Annotated in this window: 21 protein-coding genes; 13 read left to right on the top strand and 8 right to left on the bottom strand. The window is 39.1% G+C overall.

Going from position 1 to position 21,166, the window contains the following annotated elements; all coding sequences use genetic code 11:
• The first annotated feature begins 127 nt into the window (after positions 1-127).
• Positions 128-1,414 (top strand): Glu/Leu/Phe/Val family dehydrogenase, encoded by a 1,287-nt coding sequence (locus tag M595_RS01340; protein WP_023064165.1) that lies wholly within the window; start codon positions 128-130, stop codon positions 1,412-1,414.
• A 7-nt stretch (positions 1,415-1,421) separates the two neighbouring features.
• Here the strand turns inward: M595_RS01340 and M595_RS01345 are convergent, their stop codons facing one another.
• Both M595_RS01345 and M595_RS01350 read right to left on the bottom strand, forming a co-directional pair.
• The gene (locus M595_RS01345) at positions 1,422-2,324 is read right to left on the bottom strand and encodes a ChaN family lipoprotein (RefSeq protein ID WP_023064099.1); all 903 of its coding nucleotides are present in this window, start codon (positions 2,322-2,324) and stop codon (positions 1,422-1,424) included.
• Positions 2,325-2,639: 315 nt separating this feature from the next.
• Positions 2,640-3,533: a carbohydrate ABC transporter permease gene (locus M595_RS01350; RefSeq protein WP_023064149.1), complete on the bottom strand. Its 894-nt coding sequence runs from the start codon at positions 3,531-3,533 to the stop codon at positions 2,640-2,642.
• Positions 3,534-3,650: 117 nt separating this feature from the next.
• Between M595_RS01350 and purN the strand changes: the two genes are divergently transcribed.
• The gene (gene purN / locus M595_RS01355; RefSeq protein ID WP_023064210.1) at positions 3,651-4,301 is read left to right on the top strand and encodes a phosphoribosylglycinamide formyltransferase; all 651 of its coding nucleotides are present in this window, start codon (positions 3,651-3,653) and stop codon (positions 4,299-4,301) included.
• 4 nt (positions 4,302-4,305) lie between these two features.
• Here purN and M595_RS01360 read toward each other — a convergent pair whose 3' ends face one another.
• On the bottom strand, positions 4,306-4,488 hold the full coding sequence (locus M595_RS01360; protein ID WP_023064143.1) for a DUF8621 family protein: 183 nt from the start codon (positions 4,486-4,488) through the stop codon (positions 4,306-4,308).
• A 112-nt stretch (positions 4,489-4,600) separates the two neighbouring features.
• Entirely contained in the window at positions 4,601-6,712 is a 2,112-nt protein-coding gene (argZ, locus tag M595_RS01365; RefSeq protein ID WP_040483409.1) for a bifunctional arginine dihydrolase/ornithine cyclodeaminase, read from the bottom strand.
• A 428-nt stretch (positions 6,713-7,140) separates the two neighbouring features.
• Between argZ and M595_RS30955 the strand changes: the two genes are divergently transcribed.
• Positions 7,141-7,281: a hypothetical protein gene (locus tag M595_RS30955; protein ID WP_161809800.1), complete on the top strand. Its 141-nt coding sequence runs from the start codon at positions 7,141-7,143 to the stop codon at positions 7,279-7,281.
• A gap of 319 nt (positions 7,282-7,600) precedes the next feature.
• Here M595_RS30955 and M595_RS01370 read toward each other — a convergent pair whose 3' ends face one another.
• Together M595_RS01370 and M595_RS01375 are read right to left on the bottom strand one after the other, a co-directional pair.
• Entirely contained in the window at positions 7,601-9,391 is a 1,791-nt protein-coding gene (locus M595_RS01370; protein WP_023064174.1) for a two-component system response regulator, read from the bottom strand.
• A gap of 131 nt (positions 9,392-9,522) precedes the next feature.
• A complete protein-coding gene (locus tag M595_RS01375; RefSeq protein WP_023064189.1) occupies positions 9,523-10,728 on the bottom strand; it encodes a 5-(carboxyamino)imidazole ribonucleotide synthase in 1,206 nt (401 codons plus the stop codon).
• A gap of 188 nt (positions 10,729-10,916) precedes the next feature.
• Between M595_RS01375 and M595_RS01380 the strand changes: the two genes are divergently transcribed.
• The 8 genes from M595_RS01380 to M595_RS01410 all read left to right on the top strand — a co-directional run bounded on the left by M595_RS01380 (position 10,917) and on the right by M595_RS01410 (position 14,789).
• Entirely contained in the window at positions 10,917-11,495 is a 579-nt protein-coding gene (locus M595_RS01380) for a pentapeptide repeat-containing protein (protein WP_023064106.1), read from the top strand.
• Between the two features lie 158 nt (positions 11,496-11,653).
• Entirely contained in the window at positions 11,654-12,019 is a 366-nt protein-coding gene (locus tag M595_RS01385) for a translation initiation factor (RefSeq protein WP_023064150.1), read from the top strand.
• A gap of 33 nt (positions 12,020-12,052) precedes the next feature.
• Complete coding sequence (locus M595_RS01390) at positions 12,053-12,667, top strand: 7-carboxy-7-deazaguanine synthase QueE (protein WP_023064178.1); 615 nt, start codon at positions 12,053-12,055, stop codon at positions 12,665-12,667.
• Between the two features lie 6 nt (positions 12,668-12,673).
• Complete coding sequence (locus tag M595_RS01395; RefSeq protein WP_023064116.1) at positions 12,674-13,123, top strand: 6-carboxytetrahydropterin synthase; 450 nt, start codon at positions 12,674-12,676, stop codon at positions 13,121-13,123.
• Between the two features lie 103 nt (positions 13,124-13,226).
• Complete coding sequence (petN, locus tag M595_RS28945) at positions 13,227-13,316, top strand: cytochrome b6-f complex subunit PetN (RefSeq protein WP_071809853.1); 90 nt, start codon at positions 13,227-13,229, stop codon at positions 13,314-13,316.
• Positions 13,317-13,675: 359 nt separating this feature from the next.
• Entirely contained in the window at positions 13,676-14,131 is a 456-nt protein-coding gene (locus M595_RS01400) for a cupin domain-containing protein (RefSeq protein WP_023064223.1), read from the top strand.
• A gap of 64 nt (positions 14,132-14,195) precedes the next feature.
• Positions 14,196-14,441, top strand: coding sequence for a DUF167 domain-containing protein (locus M595_RS01405; RefSeq protein WP_023064182.1), 246 nt, complete (start codon positions 14,196-14,198; stop codon positions 14,439-14,441).
• A gap of 111 nt (positions 14,442-14,552) precedes the next feature.
• Positions 14,553-14,789: a hypothetical protein gene (locus M595_RS01410; protein ID WP_023064204.1), complete on the top strand. Its 237-nt coding sequence runs from the start codon at positions 14,553-14,555 to the stop codon at positions 14,787-14,789.
• 43 nt (positions 14,790-14,832) lie between these two features.
• Here the strand turns inward: M595_RS01410 and M595_RS01415 are convergent, their stop codons facing one another.
• The gene (locus tag M595_RS01415; RefSeq protein WP_023064201.1) at positions 14,833-15,801 is read right to left on the bottom strand and encodes a DUF1848 domain-containing protein; all 969 of its coding nucleotides are present in this window, start codon (positions 15,799-15,801) and stop codon (positions 14,833-14,835) included.
• A gap of 59 nt (positions 15,802-15,860) precedes the next feature.
• Here M595_RS01415 and M595_RS01420 point away from each other — a divergent pair, with 59 nt between their 5' ends.
• Positions 15,861-16,679, top strand: coding sequence for a class I SAM-dependent methyltransferase (locus tag M595_RS01420; RefSeq protein WP_023064098.1), 819 nt, complete (start codon positions 15,861-15,863; stop codon positions 16,677-16,679).
• A gap of 5 nt (positions 16,680-16,684) precedes the next feature.
• Positions 16,685-18,946 carry a reverse transcriptase domain-containing protein gene (locus M595_RS01425; RefSeq protein WP_023064137.1) on the top strand — a complete coding sequence of 754 codons (2,262 nt, stop codon included), beginning with the start codon at positions 16,685-16,687 and terminating at the stop codon, positions 18,944-18,946.
• An 82-nt stretch (positions 18,947-19,028) separates the two neighbouring features.
• On the opposite strand, the gene M595_RS01430 is transcribed toward M595_RS01425, so the two are convergent.
• Positions 19,029-21,032: an adenylate/guanylate cyclase domain-containing protein gene (locus M595_RS01430; RefSeq protein ID WP_040483410.1), complete on the bottom strand. Its 2,004-nt coding sequence runs from the start codon at positions 21,030-21,032 to the stop codon at positions 19,029-19,031.
• Between the last annotated feature and the right edge of the window lie 134 nt (positions 21,033-21,166).

Genomic DNA, 21,166 nt, shown 5'->3' on the forward strand with positions numbered 1-21,166 from the left:
TGTCAAACACTATTATTCACCTTTGATTCCTTAACTTTGATTGCAATTTGATAAATAGAATCAACAATCTGAAAAACTGAAAATTACCGTGATATGAGTTAGAGTATCAAGTTTACCCTCAACACTCATGTCTGATTCCCTATTTGCAGATGCCAGCCAAAGACTCGAACGTGCTTTGAAGTACGTCTGTCTTTCCGAAGATACCACCGAACGACTGAAGTTTCCTAAATCTAGTTTAATCGTTTCCATTCCCGTTCGTATGGATAATGGTTCACTGAAAATTTTTCAAGGCTATCGAGTGCGGTACGATGACACAAGAGGGCCGACCAAAGGAGGGGTGAGATACTATCCGACTGTCTCCCTCGATGAAGTCACCTCTTTAGCCTTTTGGATGACCTTTAAATGTGCTGTTTTAAACTTACCTTTTGGGGGGGCAAAAGGCGGAATTACGATTAATCCCAAAGAACTTTCAAAACTAGAATTAGAACGTTTAAGTCGTGGATATGTCGATGCGATCGCCGATTTTATTGGCCCTGATATTGACATTCCCGCCCCCGATGTTTACACTAATCCGATGATTATGGGGTGGATGATGGATCAATATAGCATTATTCGTCGTCAACTTTGTAACGGAGTAGTTACAGGTAAACCCATCGCATTAGGGGGAAGTTTAGGACGAGATACGGCGACTGCAATGGGTGCTTTTTTTGTAATAGAAATCATTCTAGCAAAATTAAGTCAATTTCCTGCTAATACTACCGTTGCTATTCAAGGGTTTGGAAATGCTGGCGCAACTCTCGCCCAACTTCTCGCCCAAGCGGGTTATAAAGTTGTAGCAGTGAGTGATTCTCAAGGCGGAATTTATGCTAAAAATGGCTTAGATATTCCCAGTGTTCGACAGTTTAAAGAGTCAAACAAAAGCGTGAAAGCGGTTTACTGTGAAGGGAGTGTTTGTAATATTGTTGAACATGATGTGATGAGCAATGAAGAACTGTTAACCCTCGATGTTGATGTTCTGATTCCCGCCGCATTGGAAAATCAAATTACTGCTGAAAATGCTAAAGATATCAAAGCAAAATATATTTTTGAAGTTGCCAATGGTCCCACAACTTCCGAAGCCGATCAGATATTAGAAGCACGGGGAATTCAGGTTATTCCTGATATTTTAGTGAATGCGGGAGGCGTAACGGTCAGTTATTTTGAATGGGTACAAAATCGCAGTGGATTTTATTGGACAGCAGATGAAGTTAATCTTCGTCTCAAACAAAAAATGATTGCTGAAACCGAAGAAATTTGGCAATTATCTCAAGAGCTTGGTATTTCCATGCGAACCGCAGCCTATGTTCATGGTTTAAATCGGTTGGGAGAAGCGATTAATGCCAAAGGAACCCGAGATTTTTATGTCAAAAACTAACTCAATTTTACTTTAATTCCACTCTCCAAATATAGTCAGCAATTGGAGTTTTACTCTCAACCGATTCTTCTATTTTTGCAGAAAAGATCACTGAACGCTGAACTAAATTGCGATCATTCAACCGCCGTTCCACTCGACTCGGAATTCCATAATTGTAGATAATATGACCCTTTCCCGCTAAGACAACGACTTGAGATTTGGGATGATTCTGAAGATATTCAGCAATAGTTTCTGCCATCGTTTCATCCCAAAGCACTTGAGCCAAAAAGAAGTTTTCAAAAGCTGTACTATTGCCTTTTCCGTGATGATGTTGCTGGTAAATCTCTTGGAGCATTTGCCGATATTCAGCATTATCCGTGCGAATTTCACTGAAAGTAGGAATATAAGTTTTGTCTTCGGCTGTTAAGCTCTCTAAGCCACTTTTTGCCACTTTTCGAGTCACTTCACTCGGAGTATTTAACGCTAAAACGGGGATTTTATTTTGCCGCGCAAATCTTAAAATTTCTGCATAATTTTCCCACGGAAAACCCCAACGTTGTAAATATTCGCTTTTATCAATTAACTCCGCTTCGCTGATTTTTCCGGCAATGTATTGATCTAAAACCCCTTGATAGGGACGCTGAAACATTTCTAGAGCAATGACCAGTTGAGGGTTTTTTTGGTATAATTGTTTAATAATCTGAAGTTGGGCAAGATGATCCTGAAGTTGATTGTGAGTTTCTCCTAAGTACACCACGTTTGCACTTTCGAGATTTTGTAAAATATTTTGTTGAGAAGAAGTTACAGCGTATAAGCTAGAAGAATCAAAAGTATACAGATGATGAGAATATTCAGCCCCGACGGGTGGTGTACACCACAAAAATAATCCAAGTGACCAGGTGAAAAATTTAGCGACTGCAACTTTATTCATTTTCATTGATTTTTAGAGAACTCAACGCTAGAAATGCTAAATCTACAAAAAAAACCTAGCTTTATTAACCATCAAAGATTACGTTTTGTCAAAAATTTGGCTTTTTATCTCAACAGTCCCAATACGAGAGATATTCTCTAATCTCTATTTTGTAAAGGTTTGATGAAATAGTATACGAATCTGTCCGGATCAGGTTATTGTGATGAATCCAATTTACTGTGATAAAATTCAGAAGGTGAATCTAGTGTTAATGATAGCAAAAAACTGTAATTTGATGTTAAATATTAAGAGATAATGACCTTCTATAAATATAAACTAATAATTTTCATCCCCAAAAACTTGTAATTGAATATAGACTAATATTAACGCAACCGCCAATAAAATTGTCGCCGCCGCCGCAGCATAACCAAAGTCAAATTGAGCAAAAGCTTGATCATAAATATAATAAACTAACAGATTTGTAGAGTTAAGAGGGCCGCCCCCGGTGATCATATAAACTTGCTCAAAACTGCGTAGGGTAAAAATAGCGGTGGTTATAGTAGCAAAGATTAAAGTGGGTCTTAATCCCGGTAAAGTAATGTACCAAAACTGTTGCCAAAACCCTGCCCCATCCATTTCTGCGGCTTCATAACGGTTGAGAGGAATCGCTTGAAGTCCCGCTAAAAATACCACCATATTAAACCCTAATTGCTTCCAAATACTGAGTAAAATTAAGACAGGCATCGCCCAAACCGTACTGCTTAACCAGGGAATCGGATCAAATCCTAAACTCAGTAAAAAAGCGTTAATCGGGCCATCAGTTTGAAACAACCAACGCCATCCTAAACCCACCGCAACGAGTGAAGTAATAGAAGGGATAAAATAAGCCGTTCGTAGAATTCCCCGCAACGCTAAAGCTTGATTCAGCAAGACTGCTAAGAGTAAGGGAATCACTAAACTGGGAATGACGGTAGCAAGGGTAAAATAAATCGTATTTCCCATCACTTGCCAAAAATCTGGACTCACCAGTAATCGCCAATAATTTTTTAATCCAACCCAATGCACCCCAGTAATGGTAAAATTACCCTGAGTAAAGCTGAGATAGAATAGATAAACAATCGGCCAAATTACAAAGATAGCCATTAAAACGGCAGCCGGAGCAAGAAAGATCCAAGCGGCGATCGCTTCTTGATCGAGAAGGTTTTGGTTAGAAGTGGGTAAAGGTTTCATCTGCAAATTGGCTGGCAGTTGGGTGGGCGTAGAACTATTCTAAACAACAGCGAGATTTTAGGGATCAGTTTATTTATTTGTTTATTTGTTCGTTTACTTGTTAATTTTAAGGTATCAATGAGTTCCGATTTAATGTCAGTCGATCCAACACCAAGTTTAATTTCTCCCGAAATTTTTCCTTCTATTCCATTCCAGGGAGAACCCTTAAAATTAGGGATTTTAGCTTCAGGAAGCGGGAGTAACTTTGAAGCCATTGCCACCGCGATCGCCGCCCAAAAACTTAATGCTAAAATTCAGGTTTTGATTTATAATAACCCTAAAGCTAAAGTGGTCGAACGGGCGAAAAAGTTTGGGGTCACTTCGATTTTACTCAATCACCGTGATTATTCTACCCGAGAAGACCTGGATCAAGATCTTGTTAAAACCTTCAATCAATACGATGTGGATTGGGTCGTCATGGCGGGATGGATGCGAATTGTTACCCCGGTTTTAATTGATGCCTTTCCGCAGAAAATTATCAATCTTCACCCCAGTTTATTACCGAGTTTTCCGGGAATTCATGCGATTGAACAAGCTTTAGAAGCCGGAGTCAAAATTACAGGCTGTACCGTGCATTTGGTTGAGTTAGAAGTCGATAGCGGCCCGATTTTAATGCAAGCAGCCGTTCCAATTTTACCAGATGATACGCCAGACAGCCTTCATGCTCGAATTCAGGTGAAAGAACATCAAATTATTGTCGGTGCGATCGCTCAACTTCAACAGAAATGATGAGTTAAGATTTTTCCTCACCAATCACAACCGCTTCAACATGAACTTTTTGCTGTTTCTCATCAACGTTTGTAATCGCCCAACGCAACGGTTCACCTCGTTTTTGGAGTTCCGCTTCTATCTCATGTTGCAGCTTTTGAGGAGAGTCTTGGATGTCAATTTCAGCGCTAATAAAATGAGTAGTCATCGTTTGTTCTCGGTTGTAATGATTAGATTTATTCCTTAGTAAACCATAAATTGAGGTTCTTTTGACCTCAAAAAGCAATCCATCTCAGCCCCCAAATTGGGGGCAAGACCGATTAAACTTCTAGATGATAGCGACTGGTTAACTTATCCAACTGCTTAACCAACAAACTCAAAAACAGTCCGACATCCGTCACCACACCCACAGACTCAACCGATCCGCGATCGCTAAGTTTCGTCACCACTGCGGGGTTGATATCCACACAAACCATTTTCACACCTGCGGCAGTCATATTCCCGACGCCAATGGAATGTAACATCGTCGAAAGCATCAAAATCATCTCCGCACCCTGCAACAACTCAGTATAATGCTGTTGGGCTTTAATCAAATCCATCTGCGTATCGGGAAGCGGGCCGTCATCTCGAATTGAACCCGCCAACGAGAAGGGAACATGATTCTTGACGCATTCATACATCACCCCGGTGGTGAGTATCCCTTTTTCCACCGCATTGGCAATACTTCCACAGCGTCGAATGGCATTAATTACCTTCAAATGGTGTCGGTGTCCGCCTTTAACGGCTGTTCCCTGCTTCATATCGACACCCAACGAAGTCCCCATCATCGACTGTTCAATATCGTGAACGGCGATCGCATTTCCACCCAATAATGCCTGTACATACCCTTCGCGGACCAAATGAGACAGATGTTCGGCGCCGCCTGTGTGGATGACAACTGGCCCTGCGGTGACAATCACTTTCCCACCGCGATCGCGAATTTGGCGCAATTCCCAAGCAACTTGTTCGACAATTAATTCAACTCGACGTTCACTCGAAACCCCGGCTGACATAAAGCCAAATTCTTGGGGGGTATTGCGTTGTTCGCGAGATTCTGTTTTGCGAATGGTGCGAATTCCGGCGACATCCACGACAACTTTTTCGCCGACAATGAGATCCCGCAGTAATTTACATTTTGCCACAATTCCTTCGGAAGTTTCGGTAACAGCGATCGCCCCGTCCATGCGTTGATTTTGAACTCTGATCCATTCTCCATTGACGCGAATTTCTGTGGGATAGATAGTCGTCACATAAAAATCATCTGGGCTGACGCCACTTTGATGAACAGGTTCTAACTTCGCATCCTGAATATCTTCCTCTAAAGAAACCGCCCCGATATCAATTAACTGACTAATAATATCTTCCATCACCTGATGGGAGGGTGCGGTAATTTTAATCAAAGCATTAGATGTACTTTGACGTTCTTCACCTAAATTAAATTGTTGAACTTTGAAACTTCCCCCGCCTTCGACAATTAAATCTAAGGCTTGGTTAATTAACCCCGCATCGAGTAAATGTCCTTCCATACGAACAGTACGGGTTTCAATTTGTACCGTTGCATGGCGATCGGGGATAATCGGTTCAGTCACACGCAGCGTTAGACATTTGGCGGCACCCCCTGCTTTAAGAAATTCGCTTAGAGGCGTTTCAATCACCTTAAAACCCGCTTCAGCGAGTCTGGCTTTAAGATTATCGCTAACCTTGTTCATTACCACCGTTTCGTTAATATTAACGGCGTTGCAAGCAAAGTTCACGGCGTCGGGTTCTTCGATCGCGATCCGTTTTTCGGGAGGAACCCGCATTTCAATTAGACGGTTTGAGTAGGAGTCAAACGCAGGCGGATAATACAGCAGATAGCCTCCATTTAACGGACAGAAGCAGGTATCAAGGTGATAAAAGCGTTCATCCATTAACCGCAATGACAACACTTCAATCTTCAGCCATTCTGCGATCAAAGGATGAGAATCAAGTTCAGAACGGAAACCATATCCCGCCCACAAATAGCGTCCTTCGCGGTCAAATAAGGCATCTCCAGCGCCTTCAAAGGGTAAGTCTTTGGGGAGTTCGTGAACGGTAAAGCCTTGAGACTCAAACCATGCTTTGAAGTGGGGTTCTTCGCCTTGACGTTCTTTGTGGAAGAAGCGACTGAGAACAACCGTTTTATCGAGGACTAAACCTGCATTGGCTGTAAATACCATGTCAGGCCAGCCTTTTTCGGGTTTAACTAACTCCACAATTGCATGATCTTTAAGAATATGATGAAGTTTTTGCCACTGTTCAACAGAACGATCGCGGGAAGATTTGTGAATATTGCCCTCCATCCAGGGATTGATCACATAGTCCACGTCGTAGTGGTCTGGAGAACACATGAGGATGCGAATCGAATCGGTCATAATAGGTAGAACTAGGTAGACGCTAAACAGAGTTTTAGCAGAAGTTTATACAATTAGCATTCAACCCACTTCTCAGGCTTAGAGGTGGGTAACTTTTTTGTTAATCATGCCAATCTAGTATTGTAGCAGCTTCGGGGACGCCAACGTTCACTTGATGACATTTTCTTGACTATTGACTCCCCAGGTTTATTCTTTTTTCCAGAGAATTTTTAGATTGCATTTGTAGAAATTAAATTTCACAGAAATGAGTAATTCTAAAAGATGATTATTTAAGCATCTTTGATTTTCGTAAATTTACCGATCACGGTTGTATAATTTAAGAGTAGAGGTTTCAGTGAAAATATTATTTTTTTGATCAGAGACTCAGACTGAAGATGATCCGTGCGAAGTCAAAGTCATCAATTATCCCTTCTTATCTTGGAGAATACATGATGAGTATCCAACAGTTGTTTCAAATAACTCAATACGATATCAAAGGTGAAGTAAAATCAGGTAAAGTGTTAGCCGTTTCAACTTCCTATGAATGGGGAGAAGAAAAGCAACAAGTTTGTTTTCAAGTTGAAGGATAATCTTTGGGACAATGGGTAACAGTACAATCTTGATTAGTTGAATAAAAAGTTGCAGTAGAAGCTAAAGATGTTATTGTCAAAGCGGAGACTGTGGCGATTTCTACCATAAAAGACAGAGAAAAATTAGAGGTGAAAACCCCTGTCTGATATCCAAACTCCTCTCCAGAGGACTCATACAATAATCAAGAGTTGAGTCGGTTTTAACCGACTTTTATTTTTAGACGGGGAATTAATTCTCAGGCTAAAAAGTCGGGTGCATCAAATTCTTAAAGTTTTGTTGGGTTGAATAAACTTAACGGGTTTAATACACCCTACAGATTTACCATTGAGGAGAAGACTCTAACAGCTTGGTTGCATTTTCTTTGTCCAACGGTTTAGCAAAGAAATAACCCTGACCAAAATCGCAATCAAGTTCTTTTAACTGATTTAACTGTTCTTCTGTTTCCACCCCTTCTGCAACCACATTCATCCCCATGTGATGAGCAATATTAATAATAACAGGAACCAACCCCCGTTTTTCAAAAGTTCCATCTAAACGTCCGGTAAAAGATTTATCAATTTTTAAAGTATCGATAGAAAAACAGTCCAAATAACTCAAGGAAGAATAACCCGTACCAAAATCATCTAAACAGATCTGAATGTCGCGGTCGCGAATTTGTTCTAAAATATTTTGTGCTTTTTGCTGATTTTCCATAATTGCACTTTCAGTAATCTCAAATTTTATAGATCGAGAGTCAAGATCAATTTTTTTTAAAATTTTGTCAATTTGATCAATTAAATCAATTTGAGAAAATTGTCGAGCCGACAAATTAATATTGATCGTCAATTCTTCATCGGCTAAACCCTGATTTTGCCAGGTTTTTAACTGCTGACAAGCTTCTTCTAAAATCCAATATCCAATCGGAATAATTAAACCGGTTTCTTCTGCAACTGGAATAAATTCAATTGGTGAAATCAAACCTCGATTGGTATGAAACCAACGAACTAATGTCTCAAATCCTATCAATTTATTAGTCTTTAAATCAATAATAGGCTGATAATTTAATCTGAATTCATTCAGAGAAATCGCTTTTCGTAAATCGGTTTCAATTTGAAATGTTTGTACCGCTTTTTGGTGCATTGTCGGGTCAAAAACTTGATAGCGATTTCCCTGTTTTTTGGCTCGATACATCGCCGCATCTGCATCTCGGAGAATTTGTTGAGGTTGAGTGTAGCTGCTATTACTCAAAGCAATTCCAATACTCGCATTAACATACACATCATATTTTTCCAATTTAAAAGGAGTTGATAAAGTTTCAATCACTTTTTCAGCCACTTCTACCGCAGGTTTAATCTCTTGAATATTCGTGAGGATAATCGCAAATTCATCACCGCCCAACCGTGCTAAAATATTAACCTGGGGGAGAGCATTGCTTAACCGATGAGCCACAGCCGTCAGCAAACGATCTCCGACCGAATGACCGAGAGAATCATTGACGACTTTAAAGCGATCGCAATCAATGTAGAGTAAAGCAAATTGATCAGAAGAATCAGCTTGATTATTTTTTAAAGCTTCATTTAAACTATTAATAAATAAAGCTCGATTGGGTAAACCTGTTAACTCATCATGGAATGCTAGTGTGGTGAGTTGAGCATGAACTTCTTCTAACTCTTGAGTTCGTTCTTTAACCTGCTGTTCAAGCTCAGTATTGAGTTTAGAAATACTTTGGTTCATCGCTTGTAAAGCGAGATGATGCTGTACACGAGCTAAGACTTCTTGAGACTGAAAAGGTTTGCTAATATAATCTACCGCCCCAACTGTAAAGGCTTTGACCTTATCAAAAACATCATCTAAAGCACTCAAAAAAATAATCGGAACATCAGCCGTTTTCGGATCAGCTTTCAAGCGAGAACAGACTTCATAACCATCGAGATCAGGCATCATAATATCTAACATGATCAACTGAGGTAATTTCGCCTGAACAGCTTGTAAAGCCATCGTCCCGTTAATCGCTTGACGCACCTCAAATCCTTTACGAGTGAGTAATCGTGACAGCAGACGCAAATTGGCGGGTTGATCGTCAACAATGAGAATATCAGAAGTGTTGAGGGAAGGAGTTTGTTGATCCATTTTGAGGAAAAATAAAAGTTAGTCTATTCACAACCTAGAATTTAAAAAATAGAAAATACACATAAGCAGCCAACTTCAGAAGTCATCTTTGAATTCCCCCCTGATCATCTTCGATTTCACAGGCTAAACTGTCAACAATCAGCGTACCAAATCGATTCTACCTTGTGTGCGATCGCGTGAGCTTCTCTTTGGCGTTGTTCAGCCGATGGAGTCTCTAGTAAAACCGTTACATGACCTAATTTTCGTCCGGGACGGGATTCTGTTTTACCATACCAATGAACAAAAGCGTTCGGAATTTCAGCGAGTTGCTGTTGTTTCTCCCCATACAACGGTTGTAATATTCCGGGTTTTACCATCGCCTGTTCATAACCCAATAAGTTTACCATAACTGCTCCAGGACAGTGCATTTGAGGATCTCCTAAAGAGAAACCACAAACCGCTCTTAAATGTTGCTCAAACTGAGAAGTATGAGAAGCATCTAAAGTAAAATGACCAGAATTGTGAGTTCGAGGAGCGATTTCGTTAATCAAAATCTGACCTGAAGTCGTTAAAAACAACTCAATGCCAAACACACCAACCGCGTGTAAACTATTCAGTAAGGTGTGGGCAATCGCTTCAATTTGAGCCGTCAAAGTCGGAGTAATCGATGCCGGAGCAATCACCCAACGACAAACTTGATCAATTTGACAGGTTTCTACTACCGGGTAAACCGCCACCTCTCCCGTCACCGAACGAGCCGCAATCACCGCTAACTCTCGTTCAAAAGGAACAAATTCTTGAAATAATACCGGAGAATCACCTAACTTTACCCAAGTTGAGCGTAAACTTGCCTCATCCTTAAGAATGAAAGTTCCCTGTCCATCGTAACCATGACGACGGGTTTTCAAGACAACTGGAAATCCCCAAGCTTTTTCAACCGTTTTCAAAACTTGATCTTCTTCTTCATCCTTTGTTAAGGCTTGAAACTGAGGAATAGGCAATCCCAATTCTTGCAGAAAACAAAGCTGATCATATTTATCCAGTAAAACCCTTAACGCTTCTAAACGCGGACGAAAACAGATCCCCTGTTGAGCGAGGGGAAACAAACTCTCGAGATCAACAAACTCATTTTCAAAGGTAATCACATCACAGTGATTGGCTAACTCTGCCGTGGCTTGAGCATCTTCAATCTCTGCAAAGACTGTCTCTGTCGCCAGAGAAACCGCCGGATCATTGGCATTGGGAGTTTGCACCACCACAGAAACCCCTAAAGACTGGGCTGCACTTGCCATCATTGAGGCTAACTGTCCGCCACCAATTACACCGACTCGCGGTCGAATTTGAAGTTGTTCTGCCATGACTGGCTTCTTAATGGATTGAAACTACTCCTTATTTTATCGGTAAACGGTAAACTGACCGTCGAAATTAATAAATTTTGCTCAAAATTACAAACAATTAAGTCTTCACTAACAATTGGTTCATTTGGCTTCAGGTTGAGGAAAATTGAAATAGATAGACTCTAAAATACAAAAAACAAACATTAACCATGAATAGTGAAGAACTTTTAACCCGTTATGCCTCTGGAGAGCGAAATTTTCGGGATACAGACTTGTTTCGAGCTGAACTGAGTAACGCTAACCTCAGTGGGACGAACTTGTTTAGGGCTAACCTGTTTCGGGCTAACCTATTTCGGGCAAACCTGTTGGGGGTGAGTCTGTTTAACGCTAATTTGATCGGAGCTAACTTGTATTGTGCCAACCTGAGCGGAGCCAACTTGAGCGGAGCCAACCTCACCCGAGCCGATCTCACCGGGGCGGACTTGAGTGGGGCTGACTTACACGGTGCGGACTTGAGTGGGGCGATTTTATCGGGGGCTAACTTGAGTTATGCCGATTTGAGCAAGTCTACCCTGTTCAAAGCTGAACTCCTCAATGCTACCTTGATTCATGCCAATCTCAAAGGTGCCAATGTCAAACAAACAAATTTGACCGGTGCGGTTGTTCAGGATGCGGTGTTTGTTAAAGCGATGGGTTTGGCGTTTGAGGTGGTCAGCCAGCTCAAAGAGCAGGGTGCTATTTTAGAAGAAGCGAGCAGTAATCGTCGGGTCAACGCAGCGATGTGCTAATGTTAACTCGCGATTATTATCAACGGTCCGTGCCGTCTCCGTCGTTTTACGGCGGAGTAATCTGTGACTTCCCCCATTGATTTCTAGATAATCGTGGGGGATACTGTACACCCAGACTCAGTTTTTTGGGTGAGTTGGAATTCAAAGCTAAAGTAATTATGGCATCCAAGCACAATTCTGATTCGGGTAAAAATTCATCTAAAAATCGCGTTATTTATTCCGAATTTGGTCAAGCAACAGATTCAGCTGCGCTCGAACGAGGTCAACCCGATTTACCCCCGAACCAACAAAATTTAAAAGTACAAGCTTCTCGCAAAGGACGTAAAGGAAAAACGGTGACAGTCATTTCCGGCTTTCAAACTTCCGATGAAACGTTAGGAAAATTAGTCAAGCAACTCAAAGCGCAGTGTGGTTCAGGAGGAACGGTTAAAGACGATACGATTGAAATTCAAGGGGATCACGCTCAAAAGTTAGCCGAGATTCTCACAAAATTGGGATACAAAGCTAAAATAAGTGGAGGATAAAATAGTGCGTTGGAGAAAGGCTTGGCGTCGTTGATGAATGAAATTGCTATCCATGAGACGTTTCAAAATACGATTCAAGGAGAAGGATTTTGGGCAGGAACACCTGTAGATTTTATTCGGTTAGCGGGGTGTCCGGTTCAATGTCATTATTGTGATACCGGATATGCAAACGGGGGTGAAGGTTTACCTCGCAATCTTCGTTCTTTTGAGGCGTTAATTGCAGAATTGCGATCGCCGAAAGTCGTGATTTCTGGGGGCGAACCATTTATTTATCCTCAACTTCCTGATTTAGTCAAGTGTATTGAAGCCACAAATCGCACTGTCTCTATAGAAACATCTGGCTCATTTTGGCAACCGATTTCTTCCTCAGCTTGGATCACATTAAGTCCGAAAGAACATCTCAATTCTCACTATCCCGTTGTTGCTCAAATGTGGGAACGAGCTTCGGAAATAAAATTGGTGATTGAAACGGGTTCTGAACTCAAATATTATGATCAATATTTATCCTTAAAACCCCAAATTCCTATATTTTTACAACCTGAATGGACACAACGGGATTATACTTTACCCCTCGTTTTAAACTTACTCCAACAATATCCAAAATATCGACTTTCGCTTCAGTTACATAAATATTTGGGTGTAGACTAATCAAAAATGATCGATTCTCGTTGGCACTATCCGACTTCTCTTAAAGAGACTCAAAAGATTCCCTATCAAGGAATAATTCCGCTTGAAAATCAAGTTCATCATCAACCGATCACGTTTAATTATACAATTAAAGCGACTTTTCGTCGTCAACATTGTAATCCACCAATTTGGACAGATTTTCACTATCATACCTTTGAAGTTATTCTCGAACTCGCTGCAATTTGTCAACCGGAAGATTTGTATGGGTTAGATATGGTTGAAATGGAAAATAAACTTAATCTTTGGACGGAAAAACTTCCCGAAAAAATTAATGAACATCCCTTATGTCCCCACGGAACCACAGAAGAAATGTGCTTGTATTTTGCTCAGATTCCCGTTGAACCTCATGTTAAACTACTAAGTGTCAGTATTTCTGAAACACCTAGCCGAGTCACCACCTTACAGCTTTCCGAGTAACCCTATCGTGATCTCAACTGGCAAAACGTTTGTGCGGAGAAGCCGATTTCGAGATATGATCAGACGTGAAACAATTTTGTCATCATTACGTTAGTAGATTGTTATGGATATTCTCTCATTGGGTTGGGTTGCTGTTCTGGTTGTATTCACTTTCTCTATTTCAATGGTCGTTTGGGGGCGTAACGGCTTCTAAATTCCCTGAAATTAGGAGGATCACTTAATGTTTGGGGTGGATATTTTTCCACCCTAAATTTTGATCAACTTTTGAGGTGTATTACATCACAAAAATGTTGATTTTAACGATGACTAAATTAATTGTTTGATATACCCTACCCCTCTCTATTGAATATTTATTCAGCTTTCGTCGTAGTGCTATAAACTTTCTATTATTACACAACTAATTGTTAACTGTGTGGTTTTCAATTTTTTTTAATCAATGGTAACTAACAATACTAAAAATTATTAAATTTCGTTATCTTTTTAACAAAAAATAAAGAAAATATAAATTAAATTAAAGTTAGAGAATTCTAAAAAACTTAAAAAATAGTCAATATGAGTTTAATCAAACAAGTAGAAATCCGTTCTTTAGAATCAATTAAAACGGGAATGATTGAGTTTTATACTCCCCAAACCAGTCACGAAACCTTGCTTGTTCAAGTTCCTCCGGGTGCGGTTGAAGACTTATTTGTTCATCACTTTCAAACCGATCAACTTCTCGGAGTCCGAGGAACTTTTGTGATAGCAATCTTACAAAATCGTCAATATCATTATATTCCCGTTAGCGATCGCATTCCCGCAGTTATTCAAATTCCCCCCGGTGTTCCTCATGGTGCGATTAACCTGAGTTCTGAACCCTGTTTAGTTGTGAATGCCGTTTTACGTCATGGAGAACCCCACCAACGAGATTATCGTCCGATGCAGCCTCCCTTCCCTTACGATTTTGCTGAGGTGGAATCACTTTTGCACTCGTTAAATATTCCAATTCCTTTAGGATCGACTCTCAATTGATAGATTAATGATCACAAAAACGTGCTAAAATACGATTTTATTAATACAGTTTAGGAGGAGTATTTTGGCCGTTATACCAGTTAAAGTAAAACCCAATTCTAAACAACAATCAATGCTTAAAGACGAGGAGGGGACTTATATTATTCATCTCAAATCTCCTCCTGTCGATGGCAAAGCTAATCAAGAATTAATTAAAGTCTTGGCAAAGCAATTTAATATTCCCAAATCTCAAGTTACAATAAAATCCGGTTTATCCTCGAAAAATAAATTAGTTGAGTTGCCCGATTCCTGTATAATCAGTGAGGACTAAAGATTTGAGTTGCAAGGATTAGTTTGATGATAGAATAATGTTGATAGTCATCAAGGAAGCTATTCAAGCTGGAAATGAGTCCTTTAATTCAAGATCAGAGCATGAGTCAATATGGCAACTATCGTTGAACATCAAAAAAGTGGAAAACGTTATATTGTAATGGGAACTGGGTTTGGGATTTATAAATCAGCTCGCAATAATGCGTTTTTTGAGTGGGCTGTTGTCGAAGAAGAAGATAATTATCATTTAGTCGCCGTTTGCGATCGCAAAGGTAAAATTAAATGGTTTTATTCTGATGATTTAGTTGTTGTTGAGGTGGATGGAAAGCCACCTGAAGATTTACTTTAACCCCGATTAGTTTATAACCAAAATTGATGATATTTTTGACAACTTAGAAAAGAGAAGGATTAATTATTTCTGCTTTTTTTGGTTTCTTACGATACTCTCGTGTAGTTAAGTCAATCCCACATAATTCAGGTGGTCGCCAGAGAACTGTATCACTTGGATCATGTTCCTGTAAACGCTTCACAGCAGTTTCATGCTTATTCGTAGCATAACAGTATTGACATCCAAAAGTACAGGTTTCATAGACACCTATATCGGCAGATTCAACACAACCACAATCCTGTCGAGTTGGTGCAGCTTTTAAGCGATGATGAATATCAGGTTGTAATTTTTGCAGCAGATCAAAATCAATGCAATGTGCTTTTTCAACTCCCTCACCTACAAGTTGATCATTACAGCAAGAATACAACGTGATTCCTCTTGATGTAGCAATATCCCGTATTTTTTCAACCAGTTGCTTTTGCTGTTCTAACGTTGGATGTTGAAATTGGATTTGATTTTGTCGTGCAACTTTGCCTAAATTTCGTTCGGTTTTTTGATAAAAATCAACAAAGGAAAAATAGCAGCGTTGGGTGTAACCCTCCAACTGCTGACTGAGATAGTCAAACTGTTTCACATGATAGGATTCAGGTGTTATATTGCTCAGTATAATCGGGTCGTAGCGCCACTGGACTTGATGAGATGAAAGCTGTTGAGAGAGTTCTTGAAAGGCTTGAATCGCCAATTTTAATGGAGGATTATGGTTCTCTATTGCTTTTTGATATCCAGTTATGGTGAAATGAAAGTAGAAACAATAGCCTCGATTTTTGAGCAAATCAAGATAAGGCATTAATTGTCTGGGGTATCGCGTCCAAAATACGATTGCTAAACAGTCTTCTGGTCGAAGCGAAACTCGATAAACCTGCTTACTCACGGGGTTGAGTCGATGACAAAACTCAGCCTCTATGCGGTTGAGAAACCACTGAGAGTAAAAAGCCGGGATATCAGTTCGACGACTAGCACTGATGATTTTCATTGAATTCACCTAGTGAATCTCTACAAACACTATAACACTTATTGACTTTATCATCAACAATGGCGGAACCCAGATCATTTCATCCTTTGATTCAAGAAGCCTACACTGGGGTACATCAGTGGCTATCTAAGCAGCCAGCAGCAGCAGGATATAGCCAGGTTCCCTATCCTTATCGTGATCAAGCAAAGATGGATGAGTTGCTCACGAAAGAAAGCTTAAAAATGGCAGCAGCTCAATTTTCTTATTTCTTTCATACTCACTATTTCAAAGTGATACATACCTTCGATCAGGTTCTTACTAAGACTTACCTGTTGAACTGGATTGAACAAAACAAAAATATATGTATTCTTGATATTGGTTGTGGAGGCGGAACCGGATCAATCGCTTTTTTAGAGATACTGATTCGCCTGAAAGAAGAAGGATATCTGCGTCAATCACTTAATATTTACTGCGTGGGTATAGATATTAATGAATTTACTTTGGTAATTTATCACCAGTTTATGACAGAGCTAAAGCCTAAACTTGCTACACTCAATATTAACTGTGAGTTTGATATCATACCTAATCGGGTATTAGAAGCTTGCTCTAAAGCCAGAGATTTGTTAGAGAAAAAACGCGAGCAATGGAATCTACCTGTTTTGCCCCGAGTCTTAATGATTCATTCCACAGTTGTCGATTTACTTAAAGAGCAGCATGAAACTCAAATCAAAAAATATAAGAGCTTGCAAAGACTAGGAATTGATACAAATTGTATTTCCGAAGATTACGCAAATTATAGCAGAGAATATGCTCCAAATTATAGACAAGTTTTGGAGGAAGTTCCAATAGATAAATTATCTGTAATACAATCGGTACAGATAGAGACTCAAAACCTGTAAAGGCGATGGAAGATGCTCTCGATCAAGAATTTCGTAAAAAGTCCCATTCTGTAACCTTAAATATTGGTGAGCAGAAAAAACAGACAGTGAACTTTATAAATCCTAGAGGCTGTTATTGGAGAGAATCGGCAAAACATCCAAGAGAAAATTATCATGCAACCTTCTATTTAACTGTTGTGACAATTTCTAATCAGCATTTGGCTAAAGATAAAGATTGGCAAACAGTTACCAGTTTAGAAAATTTAGAATTGGCTTGGGTACACGCCAGACGTTATTTGTTACATGAGTCATTTTTTGATGATGTTGAGATTCGCTTATTTGAAAGAAATCTTACTCAAAACTTGAAATTACTTCAACAACAACTTATGGCATATCTAGAAGAAGTTGCTCATCAGGAGGACTATCTTAATTACAAATTTGTTAAAAGTTCATCACAGAGTCGTCCCCGAGCTTTATCTAGACTAGAAGGAGAAATTTTATCTGTATCAATTGTCCAAAAACTGGGTGATAATTCATTGCTACAAGGAAATAGCTACGCTTATCGTTTAAATTGCAATAAGGATGAGACAGAATATCTTTATCGTCACCGTATCGATGCTTACAATGATTTTGTTAAAAAGGCACGAGATAATGCAAAAAACTATGAAAATGCTGTAGTTATCCGAGTCGATATAGAATCATTTTATACAAAAATAATACAGGATCATCTAATTGAGTTGACAGGAAAAACATTTTCAGAAAGTCAGCGTATTGGTTGGTTACTGAGAGTTTTACTGGACAAAAAATTGAATGAGCATGAAATCGGATCAGGGATTACTCAAGGAAGTATTGGATCGGGATTTTATGCAAATTTATACCTAAAATCTGTTGATGCAATATTTGGTTCGCAACCTACTGATAATCAGTGGGATGCAACGCTTTATCGATATGTGGATGAGATGATTATTATTGTCCCCGATCCTAACGATAAAGATGAAGTTTTGGACATACTAACAAAAACTTTAAGTGATCTGGGATTAAATCTCAATCGAGATAAAACGGAAATCTATACTCGGGTAGAAGATTTTCTAGAAACTGTACAAGAAGATCAGTTGTTAAACGACTTAGAGGATAATTTTGATGAATTAACGAATTTGTTATGGATTGGAAGTTCAAGTCTTCGTAGAGAATTTGAACGGTCTTATAGAACAGATGATGATGATTTATGGTGGCATCTAGTAAAAAGATTCAAATCCTGTTTGAACTCTATTCAAATTTATGTTGATCCACCCCGTTTAAGTAGAAAAGTCTATCGATTTTTATTCGATTCTGAAGAGCGTAAAACACAATTAAAAAATCAGCAAGAGTTAGTGTTCCCAGAAATCCCTTATGATGATTTGAATGATTCTATCTTGAACTGGGCTAGAGCTTTTGAAAGCCTAAATTTGGATTGGATACAGAAAAAAAATGAATTAAGCAATCAGTTTATTCGGTTATTTCAAGAAAGTTTAACCGATTTAAAAGAAATGCAAAACAGTAAAAAAAACGAACTAAAAAAAGCAAATAATATCAAAAAACAATTGGAGAGACGCATACGTTTTGCTCTTAATAAACTGTATTGGTTGGGATTACAAGAAGTTAAAAAAGAAATTGTGGATATTCTCTGTTATACACCCTGGATTTTCCCTGAACCACTACAAGTTATAGAAAATCTAGCTCGTCAAGGAGGAGAACATGAGGTGATAAAAATATTAGAATTTTATCAAGATCAAACAACATCTTGGAGTGAATATATGAGAGCGGTTACTCTTCGGGGAATTCGATTTTTACCCGCAATAAATGAGTATGTATGGGAAAAAATGGTTGAATATTCAATAGAAAAAAGGGTTGAATATCCGACAGGAAAAATGGTTGAATATCCAACAGGGGGTACAATCGTAGAATGTTTAATGTCTACAGAAACTTGGCTTCACTTGAGTCATGTTGCACACCAGTTCACCACAGAGGATCACATTAATGCTATTTATCAAGCTTTGGAAAGCGATCCTCCTCCTATGAAAAGATTGAGAAAGAACTATATTTTGATTTTGGGAATGTACGATAAAAAAATTAACATGGAAGTTTTAGGAGAAGATAGTGATTATATGCTTGATGAAGCTTTTAAAGTGGCGTTAGAGGGGAGTGATTCGGATTTATTTGAATATGAAGAACCGAAAATAATTCGAGATAAATATTATAGCGGTAAACGGCAATCAAACGCAGGTAGTATATCGGATTATATGTACTAATCTAGCATTAAGTAACCATTGAGAAAATGTTTAAAATCTATTTTTTGCGATCAGATTGCCTGTTAAAACTCAGACAAAAGTGTTAACCTTTCTTTCCAATTAACCAATAAGTTTTCATTTTCCCCCGTCCTTTAACAGAAGTCATCCCTCTATATTCCAAATAATAATGATCTTTTAATCGTTGATAAGTTTCTTCTGTAACTTGAATTCTTCCAGGTTCTCCAGATGACTCCATTCGAGACGCAATATTCACCGCATCTCCCCACAAATCATAAATAAACTTTTTAATTCCAATTACCCCCGCAACCACTGAACCTGTATTAATACCAATTCTAATTTGAAACCGTTCGCAGTCTTCAATCTCTCCTAAAATCGTTTCAGCTTGAAAATTTTCCATCACAGCTTGCATTTCTAACGCCATCTCTGCTATTGCTTCGGCGTGATTTTCTTGGGGAAGGGGTAAACCGCCAACCACCATATAAGCATCACCAATGGTTTTAATTTTTTCAAGTTTATATTGTTCAGCTAAATGGTCAAAACTGGAAAATAATTTATTCAGTAAACTTACCAATTTTATCGGGGGAACCTTGGCGGATAAAGGCGTAAACCCAACAACATCTGCAAACAAAATTGTTACTTCTTCCATAGCTGAAGCAATGGTTCTTTCTCCTTGTTTGAGTTGATCTGCAATTGCTTTCGGGAGAATATTCAAGAGTAATTGTTCAGATTTTTCTTTTTCATAACGCAACTCATAAGTTCGTTCTTCCACTCGTTGTTCTAGTTCTTCATTGGTTTTTTCTAACGCCGTAAAAGATTCTTGCAGTTGTTGAGTCATACTGTTAAAAGATGTCGATAAAATCCGCAGTTCTTTGATGTTTTCCCGTTGAACCGATTGATTAAAATCCCCGTGAGCGATCGCTTGGCTGGCTTGACTCAGGCGGGTAATTGGAAAACTAATTAAACGGGCGGTAATTAATCCTAAAATTGTGGTAATAATTAGAGCAATAATACTGAGTAAAAAAGTCGTGCGATTGTTGCTATGAATGCGAGCCATAAAATCGGATTCTGGGACTACTAACACAATTAACCAATCCAAACCCCGACCATCTTTAAACGGTAAAACTTCGACAAAGTGACGTTCGCCTGCGAGTTGAAAATCGAAGTGTTGAGAACGGCGAATATTTTTGAGGTTGCCATAATTTTTTTTTAAATATATAGCCGTTTTATTAACTAACAAGTTGCGGCTTTCTGAGGCTTTAAGCGGCATTTCATTTTTCACTCTTAATCGATCATTACCCGAACTTGAAATCAATTTACCCGAACGATCAACAATAAACGCCTCTCCCGAATTCCCAATCTCTAATTTTTGTAGAAATTTCCGTAATTCCTCCGATAATAATACATCAATTCCACAAACTCCGACAAAACTATTGCCATTGGTGCTGTAAGCAGGTAAACTTGCTGTTATGGTGGGAAGCTGACTGGTAAAATCCAAATAAATCTCGCTCCAAGTCGCTTGACCGGAAGCTTGAGCGGCTCGATACCAAGGACGAATACGGGGATCATAAGGGTTAAGTTCGCGGATAAAATACATTCGATCCGCTCGCACATCCAAGCGATATCGGTGCATACTATAGTTAGTTGAAGCGTTACTAATTGTTAGTTCAAAAAAATTGATATCAGAGGTACGACCCACGCCGATAAAATTCCCCGTTTGTTCTTCCCCACAATAAACACTATTAACATAAGGCGCTATTTTAATTTGTTGTAGAAATTGGTTCGCCCCGTCCCCGGAAATAAAATCAATTTCACCTTGAACTATAGCATCCACATTCAAACGATTAATCGAATGAAGTGCGTTAATATAACTTCCAAGCTGTTGATTAATTCTGGCGGTGAGTTCATTTCGCAGTTGAGACGCCAAATCATTAACCGCTTGTTGGGCATTATAATAAGAAAAATAGCCGACTAAACCAACAGTTGTCACCACCTGGGTAATAAACGGAACAATCAAAACGGTTCGCAGGGAAACATTAGCTGCTTTATGCTGTAACCATTGTAAAAGTGCGGAGGAACTAACCACCATAAATTTGATCCATTAGCCAAACACTTCAATATCTTTGTGGGTTAGCACTGACCAATAAACACCATTCTCATCAGTTTAATCAATCTCCCCTGTTTACTATAACAAGCCCCTACCTAAATAAATTAGATAGGGGA

The organism is Lyngbya aestuarii BL J (assembly GCF_000478195.2).
Lineage (GTDB): Bacteria > Cyanobacteriota > Cyanobacteriia > Cyanobacteriales > Microcoleaceae > Capilliphycus > Capilliphycus aestuarii.

Coding starts and splice junctions, on each gene's coding strand:
- M595_RS01340 (WP_023064165.1), top strand. CDS start 128: ATGTCTGATTCCCTATTTGCAGATGCCAGCCAAAGACTCGAACGTGCT.
- M595_RS01345 (WP_023064099.1), bottom strand. CDS start 2,324: ATGAATAAAGTTGCAGTCGCTAAATTTTTCACCTGGTCACTTGGATTA.
- M595_RS01350 (WP_023064149.1), bottom strand. CDS start 3,533: ATGAAACCTTTACCCACTTCTAACCAAAACCTTCTCGATCAAGAAGCG.
- purN (WP_023064210.1), top strand. CDS start 3,651: ATGAGTTCCGATTTAATGTCAGTCGATCCAACACCAAGTTTAATTTCT.
- M595_RS01360 (WP_023064143.1), bottom strand. CDS start 4,488: ATGACTACTCATTTTATTAGCGCTGAAATTGACATCCAAGACTCTCCT.
- argZ (WP_040483409.1), bottom strand. CDS start 6,712: ATGACCGATTCGATTCGCATCCTCATGTGTTCTCCAGACCACTACGAC.
- M595_RS30955 (WP_161809800.1), top strand. CDS start 7,141: ATGATGAGTATCCAACAGTTGTTTCAAATAACTCAATACGATATCAAA.
- M595_RS01370 (WP_023064174.1), bottom strand. CDS start 9,391: ATGGATCAACAAACTCCTTCCCTCAACACTTCTGATATTCTCATTGTT.
- M595_RS01375 (WP_023064189.1), bottom strand. CDS start 10,728: ATGGCAGAACAACTTCAAATTCGACCGCGAGTCGGTGTAATTGGTGGC.
- M595_RS01380 (WP_023064106.1), top strand. CDS start 10,917: ATGAATAGTGAAGAACTTTTAACCCGTTATGCCTCTGGAGAGCGAAAT.
- M595_RS01385 (WP_023064150.1), top strand. CDS start 11,654: ATGGCATCCAAGCACAATTCTGATTCGGGTAAAAATTCATCTAAAAAT.
- M595_RS01390 (WP_023064178.1), top strand. CDS start 12,053: ATGAATGAAATTGCTATCCATGAGACGTTTCAAAATACGATTCAAGGA.
- M595_RS01395 (WP_023064116.1), top strand. CDS start 12,674: ATGATCGATTCTCGTTGGCACTATCCGACTTCTCTTAAAGAGACTCAA.
- petN (WP_071809853.1), top strand. CDS start 13,227: ATGGATATTCTCTCATTGGGTTGGGTTGCTGTTCTGGTTGTATTCACT.
- M595_RS01400 (WP_023064223.1), top strand. CDS start 13,676: ATGAGTTTAATCAAACAAGTAGAAATCCGTTCTTTAGAATCAATTAAA.
- M595_RS01410 (WP_023064204.1), top strand. CDS start 14,553: ATGGCAACTATCGTTGAACATCAAAAAAGTGGAAAACGTTATATTGTA.
- M595_RS01415 (WP_023064201.1), bottom strand. CDS start 15,801: ATGAAAATCATCAGTGCTAGTCGTCGAACTGATATCCCGGCTTTTTAC.
- M595_RS01420 (WP_023064098.1), top strand. CDS start 15,861: ATGGCGGAACCCAGATCATTTCATCCTTTGATTCAAGAAGCCTACACT.
- M595_RS01425 (WP_023064137.1), top strand. CDS start 16,685: ATGGAAGATGCTCTCGATCAAGAATTTCGTAAAAAGTCCCATTCTGTA.
- M595_RS01430 (WP_040483410.1), bottom strand. CDS start 21,032: ATGGTGGTTAGTTCCTCCGCACTTTTACAATGGTTACAGCATAAAGCA.